This window comes from Frankia sp. CpI1-P, assembly GCF_001421075.1.
Taxonomy (GTDB): Bacteria; Actinomycetota; Actinomycetes; order Frankiales; family Frankiaceae; genus Frankia; species Frankia torreyi.
Window position 1 is genome coordinate 20,233 of the sequence record NZ_LJJX01000015.1, and the last position, 21,386, is coordinate 41,618.

At 72.6% G+C, this 21,386-nt stretch carries 14 protein-coding genes and 11 pseudogenes; 13 read left to right on the top strand and 12 right to left on the bottom strand.

All coding sequences use genetic code 11. The annotated features are described in order from the left end of the window. Positions 1-19: 19 nt before the first annotated feature. A complete protein-coding gene (locus FF86_RS12285) occupies positions 20-499 on the top strand; it encodes a cupin domain-containing protein (RefSeq protein WP_044884865.1) in 480 nt (159 codons plus the stop codon). A 7-nt stretch (positions 500-506) separates the two neighbouring features. Here FF86_RS12285 and FF86_RS12290 read toward each other — a convergent pair. Next, positions 507-971, bottom strand: a 465-nt coding sequence (locus FF86_RS12290) for a toll/interleukin-1 receptor domain-containing protein (RefSeq protein WP_242418635.1), incomplete at its 5' end; no start/stop codon positions are given. 318 nt (positions 972-1,289) lie between these two features. On the opposite strand from FF86_RS12290, the gene FF86_RS12295 reads away from it, so the two are divergent. Then, on the top strand, positions 1,290-2,240 hold the full coding sequence (locus tag FF86_RS12295) for a hypothetical protein (protein WP_044884863.1): 951 nt from the start codon (positions 1,290-1,292) through the stop codon (positions 2,238-2,240). 82 nt (positions 2,241-2,322) lie between these two features. On the opposite strand, the pseudogene FF86_RS64075 reads toward FF86_RS12295, so the two are convergent. Then, positions 2,323-3,539 (bottom strand): annotated as a pseudogene (locus FF86_RS64075) (cytochrome P450); the annotation flags it as partial. Positions 3,540-3,922: 383 nt separating this feature from the next. Here FF86_RS64075 and FF86_RS46905 point away from each other — a divergent pair. The 5 genes and pseudogenes from FF86_RS46905 to FF86_RS12315 form a co-directional block, all read left to right on the top strand. After that, positions 3,923-4,114, top strand: a pseudogene (locus FF86_RS46905) (ATP-binding protein); the annotation flags it as partial. 12 nt (positions 4,115-4,126) lie between these two features. After that, entirely contained in the window at positions 4,127-5,197 is a 1,071-nt protein-coding gene (locus FF86_RS65910; RefSeq protein ID WP_396229850.1) for an ATP/GTP-binding protein, read from the top strand. Beyond that, positions 5,194-5,457 (top strand): hypothetical protein (locus FF86_RS65915; protein ID WP_396229851.1); only part of this gene is annotated, 264 nt, incomplete at its 3' end. The genes FF86_RS65910 and FF86_RS65915, both read left to right, overlap by 4 nt. 1 nt (position 5,458) lies before the next feature. Next, positions 5,459-5,852: pseudogene (locus tag FF86_RS65920) on the top strand (RloB family protein); the annotation flags it as partial. Positions 5,853-6,132: 280 nt separating this feature from the next. Next, positions 6,133-6,498, top strand: coding sequence for a type I restriction-modification system subunit M N-terminal domain-containing protein (locus tag FF86_RS12315; protein ID WP_055866318.1), 366 nt, complete (start codon positions 6,133-6,135; stop codon positions 6,496-6,498). Here the strand turns inward: FF86_RS12315 and FF86_RS46915 are convergent. Together FF86_RS46915 and FF86_RS65925 are read right to left on the bottom strand one after the other, a co-directional pair. After that, a partial coding sequence (locus FF86_RS46915; RefSeq protein ID WP_242418637.1) for an ABC transporter ATP-binding protein occupies positions 6,432-7,346 on the bottom strand: 915 nt, incomplete at its 5' end. The genes FF86_RS12315 and FF86_RS46915 overlap by 67 nt on opposite strands. Before the next feature lies 1 nt (position 7,347). Then, positions 7,348-8,408 (bottom strand): annotated as a pseudogene (locus FF86_RS65925) (ABC transporter ATP-binding protein); the annotation flags it as partial. A 404-nt stretch (positions 8,409-8,812) separates the two neighbouring features. Between FF86_RS65925 and FF86_RS12325 the strand changes: the two are divergent. Next, the coding region (locus FF86_RS12325) for a PhoH family protein (protein ID WP_242418638.1) at positions 8,813-11,266 on the top strand (2,454 nt) is incomplete at its 3' end. Positions 11,267-11,504: 238 nt separating this feature from the next. Here the strand turns inward: FF86_RS12325 and FF86_RS46920 are convergent. The 4 genes and pseudogenes from FF86_RS46920 to FF86_RS46940 form a co-directional block, all read right to left on the bottom strand. After that, the coding region (locus FF86_RS46920) for a carbonic anhydrase (RefSeq protein ID WP_304438137.1) at positions 11,505-12,539 on the bottom strand (1,035 nt) is incomplete at its 5' end. A 450-nt stretch (positions 12,540-12,989) separates the two neighbouring features. Then, positions 12,990-13,075, bottom strand: a pseudogene (locus FF86_RS46930) (hypothetical protein); the annotation flags it as partial. A 1-nt stretch (position 13,076) separates the two neighbouring features. Continuing rightward, a pseudogene (locus FF86_RS46935) lies at positions 13,077-13,813 on the bottom strand (SulP family inorganic anion transporter); the annotation flags it as partial. Between the two features lies 1 nt (position 13,814). Then, a pseudogene (locus FF86_RS46940) lies at positions 13,815-14,183 on the bottom strand (SulP family inorganic anion transporter); the annotation flags it as partial. A 504-nt stretch (positions 14,184-14,687) separates the two neighbouring features. Between FF86_RS46940 and FF86_RS12335 the strand changes: the two are divergent. The 3 genes and pseudogenes from FF86_RS12335 to FF86_RS12340 form a co-directional block, all read left to right on the top strand. Further along, positions 14,688-16,592 carry a DUF2142 domain-containing protein gene (locus FF86_RS12335; RefSeq protein ID WP_055866325.1) on the top strand — a complete coding sequence of 635 codons (1,905 nt, stop codon included), beginning with the start codon at positions 14,688-14,690 and terminating at the stop codon, positions 16,590-16,592. A gap of 73 nt (positions 16,593-16,665) precedes the next feature. Further along, the coding region (locus FF86_RS46945) for an aldo/keto reductase (protein ID WP_242418660.1) at positions 16,666-16,865 on the top strand (200 nt) is incomplete at its 3' end. Between the two features lies 1 nt (position 16,866). Further along, positions 16,867-17,616 (top strand): annotated as a pseudogene (locus tag FF86_RS12340) (aldo/keto reductase); the annotation flags it as partial. 93 nt (positions 17,617-17,709) lie between these two features. Here the strand turns inward: FF86_RS12340 and FF86_RS12345 are convergent. After that, a complete protein-coding gene (locus FF86_RS12345; protein ID WP_242418639.1) occupies positions 17,710-18,390 on the bottom strand; it encodes a DUF1003 domain-containing protein in 681 nt (226 codons plus the stop codon). A gap of 146 nt (positions 18,391-18,536) precedes the next feature. On the opposite strand from FF86_RS12345, the gene FF86_RS12350 reads away from it, so the two are divergent. Then, on the top strand, positions 18,537-18,785 hold the full coding sequence (locus FF86_RS12350; protein WP_044884912.1) for a hypothetical protein: 249 nt from the start codon (positions 18,537-18,539) through the stop codon (positions 18,783-18,785). 157 nt (positions 18,786-18,942) lie between these two features. After that, a complete protein-coding gene (locus FF86_RS12355; protein ID WP_044884855.1) occupies positions 18,943-19,212 on the top strand; it encodes a hypothetical protein in 270 nt (89 codons plus the stop codon). Positions 19,213-20,798: 1,586 nt separating this feature from the next. Here the strand turns inward: FF86_RS12355 and FF86_RS65930 are convergent. The 3 pseudogenes from FF86_RS65930 to FF86_RS65940 all read right to left on the bottom strand — a co-directional run. Further along, positions 20,799-20,915, bottom strand: a pseudogene (locus tag FF86_RS65930) (hypothetical protein); the annotation flags it as partial. A 1-nt stretch (position 20,916) separates the two neighbouring features. Beyond that, positions 20,917-21,095, bottom strand: a pseudogene (locus FF86_RS65935) (hypothetical protein); the annotation flags it as partial. Between the two features lies 1 nt (position 21,096). Next, positions 21,097-21,250 (bottom strand): annotated as a pseudogene (locus FF86_RS65940) (hypothetical protein); the annotation flags it as partial. Positions 21,251-21,386 lie beyond the last annotated feature (136 nt).

A 21,386-nucleotide genomic window follows, 5' to 3' on the forward strand; every position in this document is an offset into this window, starting at 1 on the left:
CTCCCTCTCGGAGGTTCTCATGTCCACGCCGCCCGCGGACAGCTTCCATCAGCGGCTGCATCAGGTCACGCCCGCCGGCCTGTCCAACCGGACCTCGCAGACCGCCGGGATGAGCCGGGTCGAGGCGTTGTCCGGGAAGACCGTCGGGTCCGTCGACCTGTGGATGGGGCAGACCCACGTCGCCGCGGCGACCTCCTCCGCAAACCACCATCACGGCCGCTCGGAAACGGGCATCTACGTCGTCTCCGGCCACCCGAGCTTCGTCTTCCTGGAGCACGAGGAGGAGATCCGGCTCGACACGAACCCGGGCGACTACATCTACGTGCCGCCGTGGGTGCCGCACCGGGAGGAGAACCCGGACCCCGACGAGGAGGCCGTCGTCGTCATCGCCCGGACCACCCAGGAGGCGATCGTCGTGAACCTCCCGGACCTGCGTTGGGTCGGGCCCGTCGCCACCGGCAACGTCGGCCCCGCCCGTCGGAAGTGGCACACCTACTGACCGCGGTTCAGCGGGGGGTGCCCGTCGCTCGCGACGGGTCGGCGGCGGGCGCGCCGCCGGGGAAGGGCGGCTCGGCCGCGGGCTTGTCCCGGCCGCGGCGGATCGCCGCGATCTGCGCGAGCAGGCGCGTGCGCGCCTCGTCGGCGGCCAGGCCGAACAGGTCGAACGACACCACGCCGCCGAGCAGGCCGGGCCGAGGGCAGTCCTCCACCCGAACCGGGACCAGCCGGCGGGCGAAGCCGGCGGGGTCCGCCTGGTACGCCCCCTCCCACTCGGCCTGCCCGTAGACCGAGCGCAGGTAGGCGCGGGACAGCACCGCCAGGGTGCGGGCACAGGCGCGAATGCCCTCGTCCATCCGGCTCGCCCAATGGCTGCCGGGCACGAAGTCCCAGGCCTGCACCAGCACCGTGTACCCCGCGACCTCGAGGTGCCAGGCGATCCACTCCGCCCACTCCCGGTCAGCGGCGGTGTANGAGATGAAGAAGTCCCATCGCGCCGCGGATTCGGTCGACTCCGCATCCATACCGGACGGCCGTTCGCCGCCGCGTCCAGGCGCATTCATCGCACAATCTTGCCACGATTCGTCACCACGCCCCAGACACGCTGGTCGCCGTCGTCAGCACCCCGGTTGCGGCGGGTCGACGGCTCTGCGGCTTCGGTTTCCCGACCGACATGGCGCATCGACAACGATTGGGTGTCAGTTGAGCTAAAAGCCTGCGCCGGGATGGTCAAGGTCGATGTGCTGTGACAAAGGCGGCCCGCCCGGGCCGCCCGGACGGGGGCGGGCGACATGACGGTGAAACGGTCCCGGGACGCGGTGCGCACCGCGATGGCCAGCGGGTGGCGGCGGATCTGTCTGCTCGTGGCGGGGCTGCTCGCGCTCGTGGTCACGCAGCCGGGCACGGCGCGGGCCGCGGACACCATCGGGTTCACCGGCGACGCCGGCCGGGGCAACGGTGTCGCCGTGCCGTTCGAGGGGTTCACCGACCGGCGCGGCGGCCCCGTCCCGATCGGCGGCGCGGTCGGCGTCGACCTGGTGCTCGGCTCGACGGCCCGGCCCTACCTGCCCTGCCAGCACTACGACCCGCGGACCCGGACCGGGGACACGTTCGTCAACGCCTGCCAGGAGCGGGGCAGCTACGCCACCTACACCCGGTTCCCGGCCGGTGGCGGGCTGGTCTTCCCGGCCGGCTACTTCATGGGCAACGTCCAACCCGACCTGGTCCGCGGGGGCGGCCTGTCGACCGGCTGGGGGTCGCGCACGGCGGGGCTGTCGTTCGAGTTCTACCCGGAGCTGCGTCGCGACGGCGACTACGTCCACTCCCGGTTCTACCTCGACCGCTTCACCCACCGGGCCAACGGCTGGGCCTACTCCGCGGCCGTCGGTCGGATCGCGCTCACCACGCTCGCCGACCCGGGCACTGCCCGCCTCGGCGGCCGGATGACCGTCGGCGGCCGGGCGCCCGCCCCCGGCCGGGCGAAGGTCGTCATCTTCGGCGGGGCGGCCCGCTCGTCGACGGGCTACCCGATCTCCTCGTTCGCCGTTCACACCGGCAGCGGGGCGCCCACCTGGATCTCCAGCCCGCTCTACGCGGGCAACCAGCGGATCACCGTCACCGACACCACGACCGGCCGCAGTTGCGTCCTGGATCGCTACGGCGTCCGCGGACCGAACAACGTCGTCGACTTCGACCTGGCCGCCCCGGGCTTCGGCCACCCGGACAGCGTCTGCACGTCCTGACCGCCGCCCCCGCCCGCCGACTCCGCCCCCCGCCCCCAGGCCCCCCGTCGTCCCACCGGGTGCGGGTCACCAGGTGACCGGNAGCGACCGCAGGCCGTAGACCACGGAGTGCGGGCGGAACTCGACCTGCTCGTACGGCACCGCGAGCGCGAGCCCCGGAAACCGGCGCAGCAGCGCCGGCAGGCCGACGCGCAGCTCCAACCGGGCCAGCGGCGCGCCGAGGCAGTGGTGCAGCCCGAAGCCGAAGGCGACATGGCCGACGGCACCGCGGGTGATGTCGAGGCGGTCGGGATCGTCGAGGAACGCCGGATCCCGGTTGGCGGCCGGCAGCGACAGCAGGACGTGATCGCCCTTCGCGATCGTGCGCCCCGCGATCGTCACGTCGGCCCGCGCCGTGCGTGGCGCGCCGGCGTGCACGATCGACAGCCAGCGCAGCAGCTCCTCCACGGCCGGGCCGACGCGGGCCGGGTCGTCGCGCACCACGGCAAGCTGGTCGGGATGGCGCAGCAGGGCCAGGGTGCCGAGCGCGAGCATGTTCGCCGTGGTCTCGTGCCCGGCGATGAGCAGCAGGTTGGCGATGCCGACGAGTTCGGCGGTGCTCAGCTCGTCGCCGTGCTCGCGCACCAGCATGCCGAGCATGTCCTCGCCCGGCGCGTTACGGGCCCGCGCGACGAGGTGGGCCATGTACTCCCGGTTCTCGCCGATCAGCGCGAGCCGCTGCGCGGCGGGCAGCGACGCGTCGAGCTGACGGCGCGTGCGGCCCTGGAACTGCGCCCGGTCGGCGTACGGCACGCCGAGCAGCTCGCAGATCACCAGGGACGGCACCGGCAGGGCGAAGGTGGACACCAGGTCCGCCGGGCGACCGGCGCGTTCGGTGTCGTCGAGGGCACCCTCGACGATGGCGGCGACGCGGGGTTCCAGCCGGCGCATCCGCTGGCCGGTGAACTCCGGCGTCAGCATCCGGCGCAGCCGCGTGTGGTCGGGCGGATCGTAGGCGAGCAGGTGACCGGCGCGCAGATCCGCCAGCCGCTCCCCGTGCGGCCCGCGCCCGGTGTGCTGGCCGGCTTCGGCGACGGCGGCGGCCGCGGCGCCGAAGACGCCCGTCTCGGCGTTGCTGAACCGGGACGCGTTGGCGAGCACCGCGCGGACGTCGTCGTACCGGCTCACCAGCTCGGCGGACAGCCCGAACGGGGTCATCACCGGGCAGCCGCCGCCGGCGTCCCGGGAACGAATGATCTCGGGATCGGGATCGAACCCCACCCGCCGCAGGTAGAGCGGCGCCGTCTGCTGATCGGTCATGGTGATCGCGTCCCCCCCACGGTCCGTCGACTCCAGGCCTACTACCCTCGGTACCGACGCAGACACCTCTCGCGTTCGGGACGGTGGGGGCGTCACCCGTCCAGACGGCAACCGGGTCGACGTCGGGCCGCCTCCAGAGGGCTCCNCGCAGGCGCCCAACGATTCCTGTCCACCACCTCAGTCCAACCCGTCTTGAGATCTGCAGGTCTAACCCATTCGAACCCTTACCAGCACTCCTCGCCCCTTGGACCCGATCGAAGCTCGACGACGCGAGTCGACAGCCTGACAGCGAGATAGTCGACGTCATAGGCTGCTCAGTGCAGAGTTTCTGCGTAGAGTCGCTCACGACGCGACCAGCGACCGTGTCAGCCGGGAGGGTGACCATGCTCCTCCACTTTCGAGTGACCAACCACCGGTCGATCCGCGACGAACACGAGCTCTCCTTGATCAGCACCGAGTTCAACGAGGGCACGGCGCGCGCCACGCCGCTGCGCTCCCAGGGACGGTCGGTGAGCGTGCTCCCCGTTCTCGGCGTCTTCGGGGCCAACGCGTCCGGGAAGTCGAACCTCCTCAACNCCTTCCGCTTCATGCGCGAGGCGGTCCGCAGTTCGGTCGCCGACTGGGCGAAGGCTCCCGGGGCCGTCCCGCGTGAACCGTTCGGACTCGACCCGAGTTGCCGAGAGGAAACGAGCCTCTTCGAAGTGGATCTTCTACTCGGTAGCGAACCCATCCGCTACACCTATGGATTCGAGCTGTCCGACGAGCGCGTAGAAGCCGAATGGCTCCACGCGTACCCGCGAGGGAAGCGCAATGTCTGGTTCGACCGAGAAGCCGGGCGGGCCGACGACGGCGGGGAGGAATTCGTTTTCAAAGGAAGCGGATTCAAGGGCACGCGTGATGCCCTCGTCCAGTTCACCCGCCCCAACGCGCTTTTCCTCACGGTCGGGGCGACTCTCAACGATCCGCAGCTCTCGGCGCTGTACCGCTGGTTCACGGACAACCTGTGGCTGGTGACACCGGGCGCCGACATCGCCGCACGTACCCAGTGGACGCAGCGCCTACTGACCGACGCGAAGAAGTCCGCCAGCTACCGAGATCGGATCATTCGCCTGCTGGCCGTGGCGGACCTCGGCCTCACCGGCATCGACGTCGACCGGGATAGCGGGAAGGTGAGTCTTCGTCATCGCGCGCCGCACGGCGGTGAGGTCTCGCTGGACTTCCTCACCGAGGAGTCGCTGGGGACCCACGCCTGGTTCGCCTTCCTCGGCCCTCTGCTGACCGTCCTGGACGAAGGAACGGTGCTTTTGGTCGACGAACTGGACTCCAGCCTTCATCCGACGTTGGCCGCCGAGGTCGTAAGGATCTTCCAGGATCCCGAATCCAACCCCCGCGATGCCCAGCTGATCTTCACGACGCATGACGCGACGCTGCTGGGTAACGCGGTGCTGGACCGCCCCCTCGACCGCGACCAGGTGTGGATTACGACGAAGCGACGCTCCGGAGAGACCGAGCTCTACGCCCTGACCGAGGCCAAGCCGCGCAAGGAGGAGAACCTGGAACGCGGCTATCTGCGCGGCCGGTACGGTGGGACTCCGCGGCTCACAGCGGGAGAGTTGATGCGTGAACTGGCCCGGCAGGAGGCGAGGGCGTCGGCGTGAGTGCGCGAGGTGGGCGGGGTGCCCGTCACGCCGGCGGAGCGTCGCAGCGGCGGCGCCGACGCGGGTCAGTCGACGACGAACGCTCTCTGGATCGCGGACCGGGTCTCAGGTCCCGGCGAGTCCGGGTCATCTACGTCGCTGTCGAGGGAGAGTCCACCGAACCCGGCTATCTGGACTATCTGAACAAGGAGTTCGGAGACGGCGACAAGGACCGCCCGCCCTTCCGCATCCAACCGATCTGGCAGCGCAACGGCATGCTGNCCACCGCGACGGTGGCAGCGGCCCGTCAGCATGCGGAGCCGGAGGACGAGGCGTGGGTGCTCTTCGACCGGGACGGCACCGACCGTGACGCCGACATCCAGCGAGCCTTCCAGGACGCCGCCGAGGCCAAGGCCGAGATCGGTTTCTCCCATCCGTCCTTCGATCTCTGGCTGCTCCTGCACTTCCAGCCGTTCTCCGGCGCACAGAGCGGCAGCAGTAAGATCGTGGTCGAGAAGCTACGCAGCGCTCTGGGCGCCGAAGCGTTCCAAGATTACGACAAGCGAAACGATAAGAGCATCACGTCTCGACGGCGCGATGCCCTTCGCGGCAGAGAGCGGGCAGCGGTCGCCAACGCGCGAGCACTCGTCAACGCCTGTGCGCACAGCGGTTGCAGNGCCAGCCAGGCAAGCGTCGACCGGGTGGATCATGGTTCTGCCGGTGCCCCGCCGCTGGCCTGGCCGGCGTGGTCTGCGCGTTCCGGCCACGCTCTGGACTGTCCGCCGCTGCGACAGGACCCGTCGACCGGTGTCTGGCGGCTGCTGGTCTCGCTCGGCATCGTCCCCGCTGCCCGCTGACGAAGGCCACGGGTGGATGGCATACCTTCGCGGACGGTCGCCATCCGGACTCGTCAGAGCCCCCTCTGTTCAGAAGTGATCAGCCAAAGGACATCGCGCGTGGTTCTGCTCACTCTCCCCCAGCTGGAGCGCCATCTCTTCGGTGCCGCCGACGTCCTTCGCGGGCGCATGACCGGCCCGGAGTACCGGGACTACATCTTCGGGATGCTCTTCCTCAAGCGCAGCTCGGACGAGTTCCAGGAGGAGTACGAACGCCGCTACCAGAAGCGCCTCGAAGACACCGGCTCCGCCGAGACAGCCAGGAAGCACGCCGAGCGCCACTCGACCTACCCGGATCACTTGTTTGTGCCGGCGAGGGCACGGTGGTGGGCAGGGCCGAAGTCTAAGCATCCGGCCCTCTACGAGACCCGGGGCGGTTCAGTGTCGACGTACTGGCTGGCCTGGAGGGTGAACAGTTCGCGGTAGATGCCGGGTCGGGACATCAGCTCGGCGTGATTGCCCTGGTCCGTGACGAGGCCGCCGTCGAGGACGTAGATGCGGTCGGCGGTGCGGACGCTGGCGAGGCGGTGGGTGATGAGCAGGACGGTGCGGTCCCGGCCCAGCTCGCGGATGAGGGTGAACAGGGTCTGTTCGGCGCGGGCGTCGAGGGCGGCGGACGGCTCGTCGGCGATGAGGACCGGGGCGTCCCGGTAGACCGCCCGCGCGCAGGCGATCCGCTGCCACTGGCCCCCGGACAGGTCGTGGCCGGAGTTGTACTGGCGGGCCAGCGACGTGTCGTAGCCGTGCGGAAGCTTCTCGATCACCTCGTCGGCCTCGGTCGCGCGGGCCGCGGGGATGACGCTGTCCGGGCCGTCCGCGAGGAGCCGGCCGATCCGGCCGACGGCGATGTTGAGCCGGGCCGACATCGGCCACTGCGTGTAGTCCTGCGGGATCACGGAGATGCTCTCCCGGACGCTGTCCGGGTCGACGCCGGCGAGGTCGACGCCGTCCCAGCTCACCGTCCCGGTGTCCGGTTCGTACAGGCCGGCGAGGATCTTCGCCAGGGTCGACTTGCCGCTGCCGTTCACCCCGACGAAGGCGACGACCTCGCCGCGGCGCAGCTCGACGGTGACGCCGCGCAGGGCCGGGGTGTCGGTGCGCGGGTAGGTGTAGGCGACGTTCTCGGCCCGGACGACCGCCGGCCGCGGCGGCGCCGCATGGTCGCGCGGCTCGGGCACCAGCCCGCTGGCCTGCGCGATCCAGGCGCGATACTCATCGAAGTAGAGGAAGTTCTCGTACGCGGTGTTGAGGGTGGTCAGCGCCGAGGCGAGTGCNCTGCGGCCGGTGCGGATCGCGAGCACCGCGGTGCCGCCGGCGGCCAGTGGCATCACCCCGGCGTTGAGCAACAGGATCAGCGTCCCGTAGACGACGCCGAGGGCGAGCCCGGACACCGCCTCCCCGGTCAGCCGGTACCGCGCCTGTCCGCGGCCCACGCGGACCTGCTCGGCCTCCTGCTCGCGGGCAAGGATCGTGTACTCGTCGAGCAGGAAACGACCGAGCCCGAACGAGCGGATCTCCGCGGCACACTCCCGCGCGGTCATGTGGTACCGGAGCATGTACTGGCGCCGGACCTGGCGCAGCCGGCCCAGCCAGGAGGCGTGGGCGAGCCGAGCCGAGCGCATCGACGCCCAGCCGTCCGGCAGGATCGACAGCACCAGCAGGGGCAGCAGCACCGGGTGCAGCACGCCCAGCACACCTCCCGCGGCGGCGATATGGACGGCGGACGTCAGCATCTCGATCGCGTTGTCGACGAGCTGGCGCCCGCTGGCGGCGCCCCGCTCCGCGGCGTCAAGGTCGTCGACGAAGCGCGGATCGTCGAAGGCCATGATCGACGTGCGGGTGGACAGGTCGAGCAGCCGAACGTGGCAGACCCGGTCCACCCGGGGGCCCAGACGGACCCGCACCAGGTTGGTCGCCGCCGCCAGGCCGCTGCGCAGCGTTCCGGCGGCGACGACGAGGATGAGGGCGGGCAGGGCGTCGTGCAGCCGCTGCGGCGTCGGGCCGTCGCGCAGCACGGCGGTCAGCACGCCGGCGACCGCGAGCAGGCCGGCCGCCTCGATCACCCCGGCGAGCACCCGCAGGACGACCATGACGACGAGGCCGCGCCGATCGGCCTCCCAGGCCAGCGACCAGGCGAGCCGCAGCAGTCCGGGCAGCCGCCGGGCCATCGTGCGCACCCCGGTCTGCGCCATCGTCCGGTCGTGGCGCGCCCACGGCCGGACCCCGTCGTCGTCCTCCTTGCCGTAGGTGAGCACCGGATCGTGTTCGGCGGCGAGCGGCGCCGACGGTGCCTTCCGCTGGGTGGGAACCGGGCCGTTCTCGGAAGTGCGTTCCACATCCGCGAGGGTCGCCCTTCCCGCGCCCGCTCACCCCCGCTTTGGAGGGGATCGGCGTGTCTTCGCGTGGATCGGCGGCTGTTACGCCGAGCCGGCCCGCCTCCCGGTGCCGATACCCCGAACGGGCGGCACCGCCGAGCATTTCGCCGGTGCCGGATAATGAAGCGATGGACGGGCCGGACGAGCGGGCGCTGGACGCCTACGAGCGGCTGGCGGCCCGCTGCGCGCGAACCTGAACACCGGCGCATGGCCACGAGAATCGACAGGCCATGGCTTTCGATCGCCCNCCGGGGCTGCCAGACCGGCACGATTGTGGAAGCCTGATACCGGCTGACTAGACTTCACCAGAGGCAGCCTATGAAATAGATTTATGCGCGCCCGACAATAGCAGGGATGGGGCCGGTTTGTCAACAGATGACATTGCATCCGAGCAGGCATACGTCTCTGCTCTCTACGATCGGCTCGACGGGATTCGCCGGCGCACCACGTCCCGGCTGCGGACGGTTCTCCGGCACTCCGAGAGCCTGCCCCGGGCCCGGTTCGAGCGGGACGCGGCCAGCGCCGAGTGCGCGGCGACGCTGGCCCGGATCACCGCCGCGGAGAACGGCCTGTGCTTCGGCCGGCTGGACCTCGACGGCGGCGAGCGGCGCTACGTCGGCCGGATGGGCATCTTCGACGAGGACGCGGACTACGAGCCCCTGCTGATCGACTGGCGCACCCCGGCCGCCCGGCCGTTCTACGTGGCGACCGGGGCCGCGCGGCTCGGCGTCCGGCGCCGGCGGCACATCACGACCCGCCGCCGGGAGGTGACCGGCCTCGACGACGACGTCTTCGAGCTGGCCGTCCGGGAGCCGAGTGCCACCGAGCTGGTCGGCGAGCCGGCGCTGTTCGCCACCCTCAACGCCGCGCGCACCGGCCGGATGAGCGACATCGTCGAGACCATCCAGGCCGAGCAGGACCGGATCATCCGCTCGGACCACCGCGGGATCCTCGTCGTGCAGGGCGGGCCGGGGACCGGCAAGACCGCGGTCGCCCTGCACCGCGCCGCCTACCTGCTCTACACCCACCGCGACCGGCTCGCCCGCAGCGGCGTGCTGGTCGTCGGGCCGCACCCGACGTTCCTGCGCTACATCGAGAACGTGCTGCCGTCGCTGGGCGAGACCAGCGTGGTCAGTGCGACGGTCGAGGCGCTCTACCCGGGAGCGCGGGCCGACCGGCCGGAGGAGCCGGCGCTGGCCGAGCTCAAGGGCCGGGCGGTGCTGGCCGACGTCCTCGCCGCGGCCGTCCGCGACCGACAGCGGCTGCCCCGCGGGCAGACGCTGGAGATCCACACCGAGGAACGCCTGCTGCTGCTCGAGCGCAGCACCTGTGCCCGGGCCCGCGCGCTCGCCCGGGAATCCGGTGAGCTGCACAACCAGGCCCGGACCATCTTCGTGCGGGCCGTGATCGAGGCGCTGGCCCGCCAGGTCGCCGACGGCTACGCCGCCGAGACGATCACCGTGCAGGTGCTGGAGGCGGACCCGGAGGCGCTCGACCTGCTGGCCCCGGCCGGCTTCGGCGGCACCAGCCTGCTCGACGACGAGGACCTGGCCCAGTTGCGCCGGGAGCTGCGCGCCGATCCGGCCGTGCGGGCGGCGCTGGACGAGCTGTGGCCGGTGCTGAGCCCCGAGCAGCTCGTCGCCGAGCTGTACGCGGACCCCGGCACGCTGGCGTCCGCGGCGCCGGAGCTGACCGCCGCCGAACGCCGCCTGCTGCACCGGCCGCTCGCCGAGGACGGCACCGACCCGGACGACGCCTGGCTGCGCGACCTGCGCGACGCCACCGCCGGCGCCGCGGCGTCGACGGGCCCCGGCGCGGACGGCACGACCGGCGCTGACCCCGGCGCGGACGGCGGACCCGCGGCCGGCACCGGCACCGGCACCGGCACCGAGAGTGTCAGCGGCGATGTCAGCGGCGACGGCGGTGAGCCCGGCCCCGGCGAGGGGCCGCGACCGGCCGGCGGTTGGACGGCGGCGGACATCCCGCTGCTCGACGAGGCGGCGGAGCTGCTCGGTGAGGACGACCGCGCGGCCCGCGCCGCGGCGCTGCGCGACCGGCTGGCCCGGGTGGCCTACGCCCAGGGCGTGCTCGACATCATCTCCCGCGACGTCGAGGACGACCCCGAGATCATGATGGCGACCGACCTGATCGACGCGTCCCGGCTCGCCGACCGGCACGAGGACGCCGACCTGCGGACGATCGCCGAGCGGGCGCTGGCGGACCGGACGTGGACGTTCGGTCACGTCGTCGTCGACGAGGCGCAGGAGCTGTCGCAGATGGCGTGGCGGATGGTGATGCGCCGCTGCCCGACCCGGTCGATGACGATCGTCGGGGACATTGCCCAGACCGGCGACCCGGCCGGCACGACGTCGTGGGAACGGGTCCTCGCCCCCTACACGGCGTCGGGCCCACGTCCGCGGCAGGAGTCGCTGACGGTGAACTACCGGACTCCCGCGGAGATCATGGCGGTGGCCGCCGACGTGCTCGCGACGCTGCGACCGCCGCAGCAGCCGCCGCGGTCGGTGCGCGCGCTCGGCCTCGAGCCCTGGCGGCTGCGGGTCAGCGAGGGTGAACTCGGCCCGGTACTCGCCCGGACGGTCCTGGCCGAGTTGGACCGGCTGACCGCCGGCCAGCTTGCCGTGCTGGTGCCGGCGGGGCGGCTCGCCGAGCTGACCGCCGCGGTGCGGGCGGCCGTGCCGGACGCCGAGACCGGCGGCGGCGCCCGGTTGTCCGCGCCGGTCGTCGTGCTCGGGATCCGGGAGGCCAAGGGGCTGGAGTTCGACACGGTGCTCGTCGTGGATCCGGACCGGATCCTCGCCNAGTCCCCGCGCGGCGCGCACGACCTCTACGTCGCGCTGACCCGGGCGACGCGGTCCCTCGGCGTCCTGCACACCAGCGAGGTGCCGGCGATGCTTGACCGCCTGTCCGCGGCTGGGCCGCCGCCGGACCTGCCGTCACCGGGGCTCGCGACACCGGAGCTGGCGACACCGGAGCGGCGTGCGTCCACGTCCCCGACGGCGGTCCCGGGCCGCGGGGACGTGGACGCCTGAGCGCCGGCTATCCCGTCGGAGCCGACCTGCGCCCGCGGCGAGCGCCCGACGCGGCCGGTGACGCCTGCTCGACGGCGGCGGTGTCCTGGCCGTCGAGTGCTGTCATTCCGCGTGCCGGCGTGTCCCAGCGCCGACCCGGGCCCTGGTCGGCGGGTGCCTTGGCCCGGGCATCCGCCGGGTCGACGAAGCGTCCGGTCTCCTCGTCGAGGACCGAGATCTGTGCGGCGCCGATGTCGAAGTACATGCCGACGAGCTCGAGCGTGCCGTCCTCGAGGGCCCGGCGCACGGCCGGATGCTCGCGCAGGTTGTCGAGCTGCTGCGCGACGTTGGCCCGGCCGAGGCGCTCGACCGGCGCGAGGTCCTCCGTCCCCGCCGGGGGCGTGCGGGTCAGCGACGCGGCGGCGTGGGACAGCCAGCCGGCGAGCGCCGACTCCGGCTGACCGTGCAGCGCGCCGGTCAGCAGCGCGTTCATGGCGCCACAGCCGGAGTGGCCGCAGACGACGATCGCGGGTACCCGCAGCACGTCGACGGCGTAGTCGAGCGCGGCCGTGACGGACAGGTCGCCGGACACCGGCAGGCCGAAGCGGAGCCCCGAGGCGGCACCGGGTGGCAGTTCCACCCCGGGCGCGATGCTCACGCCGGCGGCCATGCCGACGCCCGAGGCCATGCCGACGCCGGTGCCGGTCGGGCTGGCTGAGGCGAGTCGGCCCAGGTCGCGGGCGAGGGGCCGGCCAAGCGGCGGACGGTGACTCGCGTGCCGCGGAACGATGTTGCCGACGTTGCGGACGGTGAACAGGTCGCCGGGCCCGCTGCTGGTGATGATGTTGGGGACGATGCGCGAGTCGGCGCAGGTGAGGAACAGCGCGGAGGGCTGCTGTCCTTCGGCGAGGCCGTCGAAGGTGCCGCGCAGCAGCGGCGCGGCGCGGCGGTGGAACTCGTTGACGCCGACGAGCATCGTGCCGACGTGGTCGACCTGGACCGCCGCGGACGGCGCGTGGTCGGCCGTCCCGGCCTCCTGGTGGTCGATCTCGTCCAGCTCCTGNCACTGCGACCAGGGGGCGAACCAGCGCGGCAGGTTCGGCGTCACCGAACGGCGCCGTTCGGTGTGGTCGGACCGACGGAACCAGACCTGGCCGATCTCGTCGATGCTGACCACTCCGCCGGACGCCTCGTGGTTGGCGCACCAGCCGCGCAGGTGCTCGAAGGCGGCGTGGTCGAGGTAGTCGACGATGAGCTCGATCGAGACGGGTGCGCCGAGCGGGATCCGGCCGAGGACGCGGGCCAGGCGCGGCAGCGACAGGAAGCTCAGCGTCCCCTCGACCTCCACCTGCCACAGCTCACCGGAGCGCACCAGGCGGACGCTCGACCACAGGACCCGACGCAGGACCAGCCCCAGCGCGGTGACCAGCCCGAGCGCGACACCCTGCAGCAGGTCCAGCGAGACGACGCCGACCAGCGTCACCAGGTAGACGGGCAGCTCGCCGTGCCGGCNGACATGACGCAGGTGGGCCACGTCGACCAGGCGCAGCCCGACGACGACGAGCAGGCCGGCCAGGGCCGCCAGCGGAATCCACTCCANGGCGAACCCGAGGAACAGCGCGAACGCCAGCACCCAGAGGCCGTGCAGGATCGCCGAGGCGCGGGTGCGCCCGCCGGAGATGACATTGGTCGAGCTGCGCACGATGACGCCGGTGATCGGCAGACCGCCGATGAGGCCGGAGACGAGGTTGGCCGTGCCCTGGCCCAGCAGCTCGCGGTCCAGGTCGGCCCGCGGCCCCCGCCAGCCCTTCGAGGTCGCGAGCTGGTCGACGGCGACGGCGGACAGCAGCGACTCCACGCTGGCGACGATCGCCACGGTGAAGATCCCCAGCGCGATGCCGGACCAGTCGCCGTGGGGGAACTCGGGCAGGGCTATCGAGTCGAACAGGGAGGCGGGCAGCTCGACGCGTGGGACGTCGAAGCCGACGGCGGCGGCGAACGCGGTGCCCACGACGACGGCGACGAGGTAGGCCGGGATGCGGCGGAGGGCACCCGGGACGGCCTGCGGCAGCCGCGGCCAGAGCAGGATCGTCGCGATCGTGACCAGGCCGACGACGGTCGCCGGGCCGTGCGGGCTCATGATCGCCTCGGGTATCGCCCGGATGTTCTCCAGGGCGTGACTGTCGGCCTTCCCGCCGAGCACGACGTGGATCTGGCCGAGGACGATGGTGAGGCCGATGCCGCCGAGCATGCCGTGGACGATGGCGGGTGAGACGGCGAGGGAGGCCCGGGCGACGCGGCACAGGCCAAGCAGGATCTGCAGCAGGCCGGCGGCCGNGGTGATCATGCAGGTGACCCGCCACCCGTAGGTGTTGACGAGATCGGCGACGATCACGGTCAGACCCGCGGCGGGCCCACTGACCTGCAACGGGGCGCCACCGAGGGCCCCCGCGACGATGCCGCCGACCACCGCGGCGAGCAGGCCGGCCGCGACCGGGGCACCGGAGGCGACGGCGATGCCCAGCGACAGCGGCAGGGCGACGACGAAGACGACGAGGGAGGCCTGCAGGTCGGGACGCCACCCCTCCCGGCGGGCCGCCTCCCGCCGCGACCGGCGCGAGCCGCGCGGCGGGGTCTTCCGGCTCGCCTCGACCGGCGGCGAGTGGCTGTGCCGCGACGGCGACGGCGGGGTGACCGGTGGGGTCATGTCCAAACTCCTCGAGGATCGGCGCAATGAAGGGGGTCACCCAAACGGGNGGCCCGAGGGTGGCGTCGTAGCCGATGGTTCTCGTTCTGGTCACTACCAGCAGTCAGCGGTGCACGACGCCCACCTGGTCTACCGCGGATGGTGACGGGGTTTGCACTGAACCCAACGATCCGGACGGCGGACGAGTTTCTTTCTGTGATGGTCCACCCAGTCGCGCGTAACCATTGGACAGCAACGCCCGGCGCTGTCCCAGGGATCGGGCGGACCGCCGTCATAGGACATCAGGTATATATTTCCCAAGTAGGAACGTATGGGACATATATGACAGAAGGCTATAGAAGTCGCCGCCCTCGGCGGGTTCGCGCCGCCCGAAATGGGCGGGTCCGGGTCCCCACCTGGCGACCGATCCGTCGCTGTCGCCCATACTTGTCGTGACATGGGTGAGAATTTCGCCCCGGACGGCAGTCTGCGCGCCCGCCGGGGCGCGGGCGGGGGACGTCGCGCATGCATCGTCGTGGCCGGCTCGCCCGGCTCCTGCTCGTGGCGGGGTTCGGCCTGCTGCTCGCGGCGTGGGTCGGCAGCAACGCGCCGGGCTTCGGGCCGGACGAGCCGGCGAACTTCGTCAAGGAGGTCGGCGCCGGCACCGGCCAGTGGTCGGGCACGCCCGGGCGGCTCGCGCATCCGGCGTTCGGGGCGCAGCCCGGGGCCCCGGAGCGCATCGACTGGATCAACCGCAACAGCCGGGTCTTCCGACTGCCGGCCGGGCTCGACCCGGGCCGGGCCGGTTTCCCCTGCAACCTGTTCCGCAACTGGCTGTCGGTGAGCTGCCTGGACCGGCCGCACCCCCGCCCACCGGCGACGCGAGCCCTGAGCTATGTCGGGACCTACGAGCCGTATGTCTACGCCGTCCCGGGCGCGGCGATGGCGCACACCGACACGGCGCTCGGCGCGCTCTACACCGGGCGGGCGGTCACCGCCGCCCTCGTGGCCGGGCTGCTCGCCGTCGCGGTCGCCGCGGCGTGGAGCGGGCCGGCCGGCCCGCTCTCGGTCGCCGGGGTGCTGCTGGCCGCGTCGCCCATGGTGCTGTTCATGGGCTCCGTGCTCGGCACCAACGGCATCGAGATCGCGGCCTGCACCGCGCTGTTCGCGCTGGTGCTGCGGATGGGCCGCGCGACGGGTCCGCCCCGCTGGGCCTGGCCGGCGGTGGGCGTCGTCGGCGCACTGCTGGCGCTGTCGCGACCCACCGGACCCGCCTGGGTGCTGCTCGCCCCGCTCGTCGGCCTGGTGCTCGCCCAGCGGCGCGCGGGCCGGTGGCGGAGCGCGGACCGGTGGCGGAGCGCGGACCGGTGGCGGAGCGCGACCCGGTGGCGGCGGGCGTGGCCGGTGCTCTGGCTGGGGCTGGCTGCCGGCGGCGTCGTGGCGACGGCGCTGTGGGAACGGGCCGTGCAGCCGCATCCGGGGATCCGCCGGGCGCTGGTCGTCGAGGGGCTGCATCGCCTGCCCCACGACGCCGACGCCTGGGTGCGGCAGTGGGTCGGCGTGTTCGGCTGGGCGAGCCTGCCGATGCCCACGTACGCGTACCGGATCTGGTGGCTCGCCGTCGTCGTCCTCGCCCTGGTGGCGCTGGCCACCGGTCCGTGGCGGGCCCGGCTGGGGTTCGTGGCCGTGCTCGTCGGCGCCGCGGTGGTGGCCGTCGGCCTCGACGTCGTGGTGCTGCGCCAGACCCGCTTCCCGGTGTATGGGCGTTACCTGCTGCCCCTCGCGGTGTTGCTGCCGCTCGCCGCCGGGGAGATCGTCACCCGGCAGGCGGCCCGGCTGCCGGGGGCGGTCCGCCGGCTGATCCAGGTCGCGGTGCCGCTGGCGGTCGCCGCGGTCCACCTCGTCGGGCTGTGGGCGAACGCCCGCCGTTACGCCGTCGGCACGGGCGGACCCGTCTGGTTCCTCGGCCGGTCGCAGTGGAACCCCCCGGGCGGCTGGTCGCCGTGGTTCGCGCTCGCCGCGGCCGGAACCCTCTGTCTGGTCGCATTCGCCCTGACCGGCCTGCGCGCGACCCCGGCCACGCCCGGGGCGCAGACCGCCGGCGGGCCCGACACCGGCGACCTCACCGCCTACCCGACCGAGACCGGCGACGGCCACACAAGCGACGACGGCTACGCAAGCGACGACGGCTACGCAAGCGACGACGGCTACGCAAGCGACGACGGCTACGCAAGCGACGACGGCTACGCAAGTGACGACGACTATTCGACCAACGACGGCTACGCAGGCGACGACCACCGAGCCTCCCGTCACGAGGACGCGGCCCGAAGGGCATCCGGTGCGGAGGTGGCGGGCACCACCGGCCGAACTGCCCCGGGGAAACCGACCGACCCCGGCAGGCACCGAGCCTTCCCGACGGGCGACGACTGAAAGCAGGATCGACGTGGANTACCGGACGATGGGCCGGTCCGGCCTCAAGGTCTCCCAGGCNTGCCTCGGCGCGATGAACTTCGGCGCGGTCGGCCTCGCGTCCTGCGACGAGACCGAGGCCACCCGGATCATCAATGCCTTCCTGGACGCCGGGCACAATTTCATCGACACCGCCGACATCTACAGCGGCGGGCAGTCGGAGCAGATCGTCGGACGCGCCATCGCCGCCCGCCGTGACGAGGTCGTCCTCGCCACCAAGGGACACATGCCCGCNGGCCCCGGCCCGAACGGCCGCGGCTCGTCCCGGGTGCACCTGACCCGCGCCCTGGACGCGAGCCTGAGCCGGCTCGGCACCGACTACGTCGACCTGTACCAGGTGCACCAGCCGGACGACGAGACGCCCATCGAGGAGACGATGGCGACCCTGGACGGATTCGTCCGCGCCGGCAAGGTGCGCTACCTCGGCTGCTCGAACTACAGCGCCAGCCGGATCGTCGAGGCGCAGTGGGCGGCCGAACGCATTCACGGAACGGCGTTCGTGAGCCTTCAGCCGCAGTACTCCCTCGTCGCGCGCGGCATCGAGGCCGAGGTCCTGCCCGTCTGCGCCCGCCACGGCGTGGGCACCCTGATCTACAGTCCCCTGGCCGGCGGGATCCTCGCCGGGCGCTATCGCCGCGGCGCAGATCCGGACGCCGACACCCGCGTCGCCCGCCTGCGCGCGTGGGGCGCCCCGGCCGCCCGGCGTTTCGCCGATGGGATCGTCACCGAGCGCGGGCTGGGCATCGCCGAGGCGGTGGCCGTGGTCGCCGCCGAGCTCGACACGACGCCCGCGGCGGTGGCGCTCGCCTGGGCCGCCGCCCGTCCCGGCGTCACATCGGTCATCATCGGACCGCGCACCTTCGCACAGTACGAACAGAATCTCGCCGGATTCGACCTTGCCCTGCCCGAGGAGCACGCCGCCCGCCTCGAGGAGATCTCCGGTCCCGCGCCGGGCCCGCTGGACGGCCGCGACGCCGACCGCTGAAACGCCCGGCCAACCGGCCGCACCGCCGGCCGCATCGCCGGCGTGGTCGCCGCCTGGCAGATCGGCGACGGTGGGCGGCGGCCGGACGTCGGCTCAGAGATGGCCGGCGTCCGTCGGCTCGGGGTGACCGGTGCTGAGCTCGGTGCGAGCGTGCGCGAGGGTCTCCTGGACGTGCCGTTCGATCTCGGCGGGGTCCAGGCCGAGGGCGCGGCCGATGTGCACGGACCAGATCTCGGCGCGCAGGTTGGTCTCGAAGTCCAGATCGGCGCGCAGGTTCTGCCGGGTGGCCTCCCGGTTCTGGCTGACCATGACGAACGTCGACAGGAAGATCGCCTCCAAGCTGACGATCATCGTGAGGAGGCCGAACGGGTAGCGGTCGAACACCGCGCCGTCACCGAACACGCCCTCGTTGAGCAGGATCCAGCCGGTGAACCAGACGGCGTGCAGGTACACGAAGGGCAGCGATCCGGCGAACGCCGTGATCAGGTCCGCCGCGCGGTCCTGGGGGGAGCTCATCCGGGTGAAGACGACCCGCTCGTTGCGGATGCGGGCGCGGGAACGGGAACGGCCGGCAGCGCCAGGGTGTCGGTGCTGGTCGTGAGCGTCGGCGGGGGAACTCATGGCCTCCATGCTGATGTCCGACCGGCCGGACACCGCCCCCGGCCCCGCGGCGGCGGCCGGGGGGCGCCCGGCCTCCCGCCGCGGGGCCCGCCCGGGCACCGATGCCGACCCGTGACCGGGCGACATCGCCAGGTTGCGGAAGGTAATGATCACTCCTACAGTTCAGAGGTGCCGATCGGCCGAGGCGGATATCGACCTCTGTATTCGGCCGACCTTTTCGCCCGGCGCGGTCCGGAGCCGGCCGGTGCATCGATCCGCGCGCGCGTCGCGCACCCGAGCGATCCGAACGGAGCCAGATGATGAGCACCGGCAGCGGACTGAACGCCGCCGACCTGGCCCGGGAACAGGCGGAGCTGCTACCCGACCGCCTCACCCTCGCCGCCGTCGAGATCAACCGCAACGAGTTCGATCCGAGCAACTACCCGGTCAATTCGCCGGGCAGCAACAACTCCTACATCGAGAACCACAGCGAACCCCAAATCGCCTACAGCAGCGGATCGGTCGTCGAGTCCATCGTCAACAGTTGGAGCCAGGTCAACCAGTGGTGACACTGTCCACCGACGCGCGTGCNGGCCACAGTGCAATTAAACCGTACGCAGATGACCGCGTGACACGCCCGGCTGAAATCCCCGCCGCCANGTTCTCGTGCGGCTAGCGTGCCACCCGTCCGAGCAGTCATAAAGACTGGATCACGACGGGGGAAGAATGCGCTATAATTCACCTGATGGGCTCGGCGTGGAACACCCGGAGTTCATCCTGGAGAAGGCGGAGCTGCTACCCGAAAGACTGACTCTGGCGGCCGTGGAGATCGGCCGCCGGGAATTCGATCCCACCTTTTTCCCGGTCAACTCGCCCTGGTCGAACATGGCCCACATCGACGCGCACGGCGAACCACAGATCCTCGGCGGGATCCTGCCGATCCTCATCTCGCTGGTACCCAGCATCAACATCATCTTCCAGTTCGACAAATCCTGACCAACCTGCGACGACGGACGGCCGAGAATGACCGAGATCCGCCCGCTGTCCACGCCCGGCACGGTGCCCGCCCGACCGTGCCGGGCGGACGGCCTGGCCCTGCTCGGCGAGTTCGCCGGCTCCGGCCTGGACCGACCGGTCCAGCTCGCCCGCCGCGGCGACGGCCAGGTCGTCGCGCTCACCGAGCTGCTCGCACACATCCTGGCGGCGGCCGACGGCACCCGCGACATCGAGGCGATCGCCGGCCGGGTGGCCGCGCGCGACGGGCGAACGGTCAGCGGGGCCGACGTCCGCTACCTGATCGCCGACCGGCTGATGCCGCTGGGCCTCATCGCCGCCGCGGCCGGTGCCACCCCGACGCCCCGGGCGGCGGCGATGTTCACCCTCGCCGGACGGCGGACCCTGCTGCCCGCGCCGGTGGTGACCCGGTTGGGCGGGGTCCTCGCCGTGCTGTTCCGGCCGCCGGTCGTCGCCGGACTGCTCACCCTGCTGGTGGCGGCGGACGGCTGGATNCTGCGCCGGCACAGCGTCGCCGACAGCGCGGCCACGGTGCTGGCCACCCCGACGCTGATGCTGGCCGTCGTCGGGCTGACCCTGGCCGGCGCCCTGGTCCACGAGTGTGGGCACGCCGCCGCCTGCCGCTACGGCGGCGCCCGGCCCGGGGTGATCGGCTTCGGCATGTACCTGGTGTGGCCGGCGTTCTTCACCGACGTCACGGACTCCTACCGGCTCTCCCGGCGTGGCCGCCTGCGCACCGACCTCGGCGGCATCTACTTCAACGGGCTGTACGCGCTGATGCTGTGCGGCGCGCTCGCGGTCAGCCACGCCGAGGTCCTGGTGACCGCGATCGTGCTCGCCCACCTCGACGCCGCCCGCCAGCTCGCGCCGTTCGTCCGACTGGACGGCTACTACATCATGGGCGACCTCGCCGGCGTCCCCGACCTGTTCAGCCGGATGATCCCGGCGCTGCGCTCCGCCCGGCCCGCCCGGCGCCGGCCGCCGTCCCCCGGAGAGCCGGCCGGCGGCAGCGCCACCCCGGCGGGCGGTGCCAGCGGTGCCGGGCAGGCCGGCGGCGCGGGGTCTGCCGGACCGGGCGGCGGTGCGCGGTTGACCGGCCTGACCCGGCGCGCTCGGCTGGTGGTGACCGCCTGGGCGCTGCTGGCCGCGCCCGCGATTCTGGTCAACCTGGTGCTGCTCCTCGTGTCGGTGCCGTTCGTCGTGCCCCGCACCGCGCGTGCCGTCTGGGCGCAGCTCGCGCCGGCGGGTTCGGCACTCGGTGACGGGCAGGTGCTGACCGCCGTCGCCGACGCCGCAGCCGCCGTCATCCTGGCGCTGCCGGCCGCCGGCATGCTGTTCGTGCTGTTCCTGCTCGGCCGGGCGGTGGCCCGCGGCCTCGCCGCGCACCACCACCGTGGCCGCGATCGCCGGCCCCGCAGGGTCAGGCGTCGCGGCGTTGCAGGCAGCGACAGGCGGCACCGAGAAACAAGGCCAGCCACGCCGCGACCACGGGCACGGCGACACCGGGCGACAGAAAGCCGGCGTCGTCCGACCCGGTCAGGGAGAGGCTGTCGCTCGCCGGGCCCGGNAGATAGCTGAGCACGTGTGCCGCCCACCAGGCCGGAAGCAGCCCGCCTGCGATCGCGGGGGCGAACAGCAAGGCGAGCACCGAGGTGAGGGCCCCGGCCGCGCTGCGGGTGAGGACTNCCAGGGCCAGCCCGATCAACGGAAAGACCGGGGCCAGCCCGATGGCCGCGGCGAGCGTGCGCACCTCGCTGCCGGCGGCGAGGTCGGCGTTGGTCACGTACGGCAGGCCGTAGGCGTGAAACACCGGCTGCGCCGCGAGCGCCGCCAGCGCGGTGACGGCCGTGAAGCCCACCCAGCTCNCCACCGCGATCACGACGATCTTGGCCAGCAACACCCGACCACGGCGCGGCGTCACCGTGAGGGTCAGTCGCACCAGCCCCGCCCGGTACTCGCAGGCGCCGGCCCGCACCCCGAGAACGACGAGCAGGACGCCACTGACAATCCCCGAGACCAACGGGAACAGGACGGGGTCGAACTCGGCGCGGTCCTGCTCGGACCAGCCGTCCGACTCGANGCCGACCGCGACGGCGAGCAGCACGCACAGCGCCGTCCCGAGGATCGGGCCGAGACAGGCGATCACCAGGGTCCCG

Coding starts and splice junctions, on each gene's coding strand:
- FF86_RS12295 (WP_044884863.1), top strand. CDS start 1,290: ATGACGGTGAAACGGTCCCGGGACGCGGTGCGCACCGCGATGGCCAGC.
- FF86_RS12355 (WP_044884855.1), top strand. CDS start 18,943: ATGCGCTATAATTCACCTGATGGGCTCGGCGTGGAACACCCGGAGTTC.
- FF86_RS12350 (WP_044884912.1), top strand. CDS start 18,537: ATGAGCACCGGCAGCGGACTGAACGCCGCCGACCTGGCCCGGGAACAG.
- FF86_RS12285 (WP_044884865.1), top strand. CDS start 20: ATGTCCACGCCGCCCGCGGACAGCTTCCATCAGCGGCTGCATCAGGTC.
- FF86_RS12335 (WP_055866325.1), top strand. CDS start 14,688: ATGCATCGTCGTGGCCGGCTCGCCCGGCTCCTGCTCGTGGCGGGGTTC.
- FF86_RS65910 (WP_396229850.1), top strand. CDS start 4,127: ATGCGCGAGGCGGTCCGCAGTTCGGTCGCCGACTGGGCGAAGGCTCCC.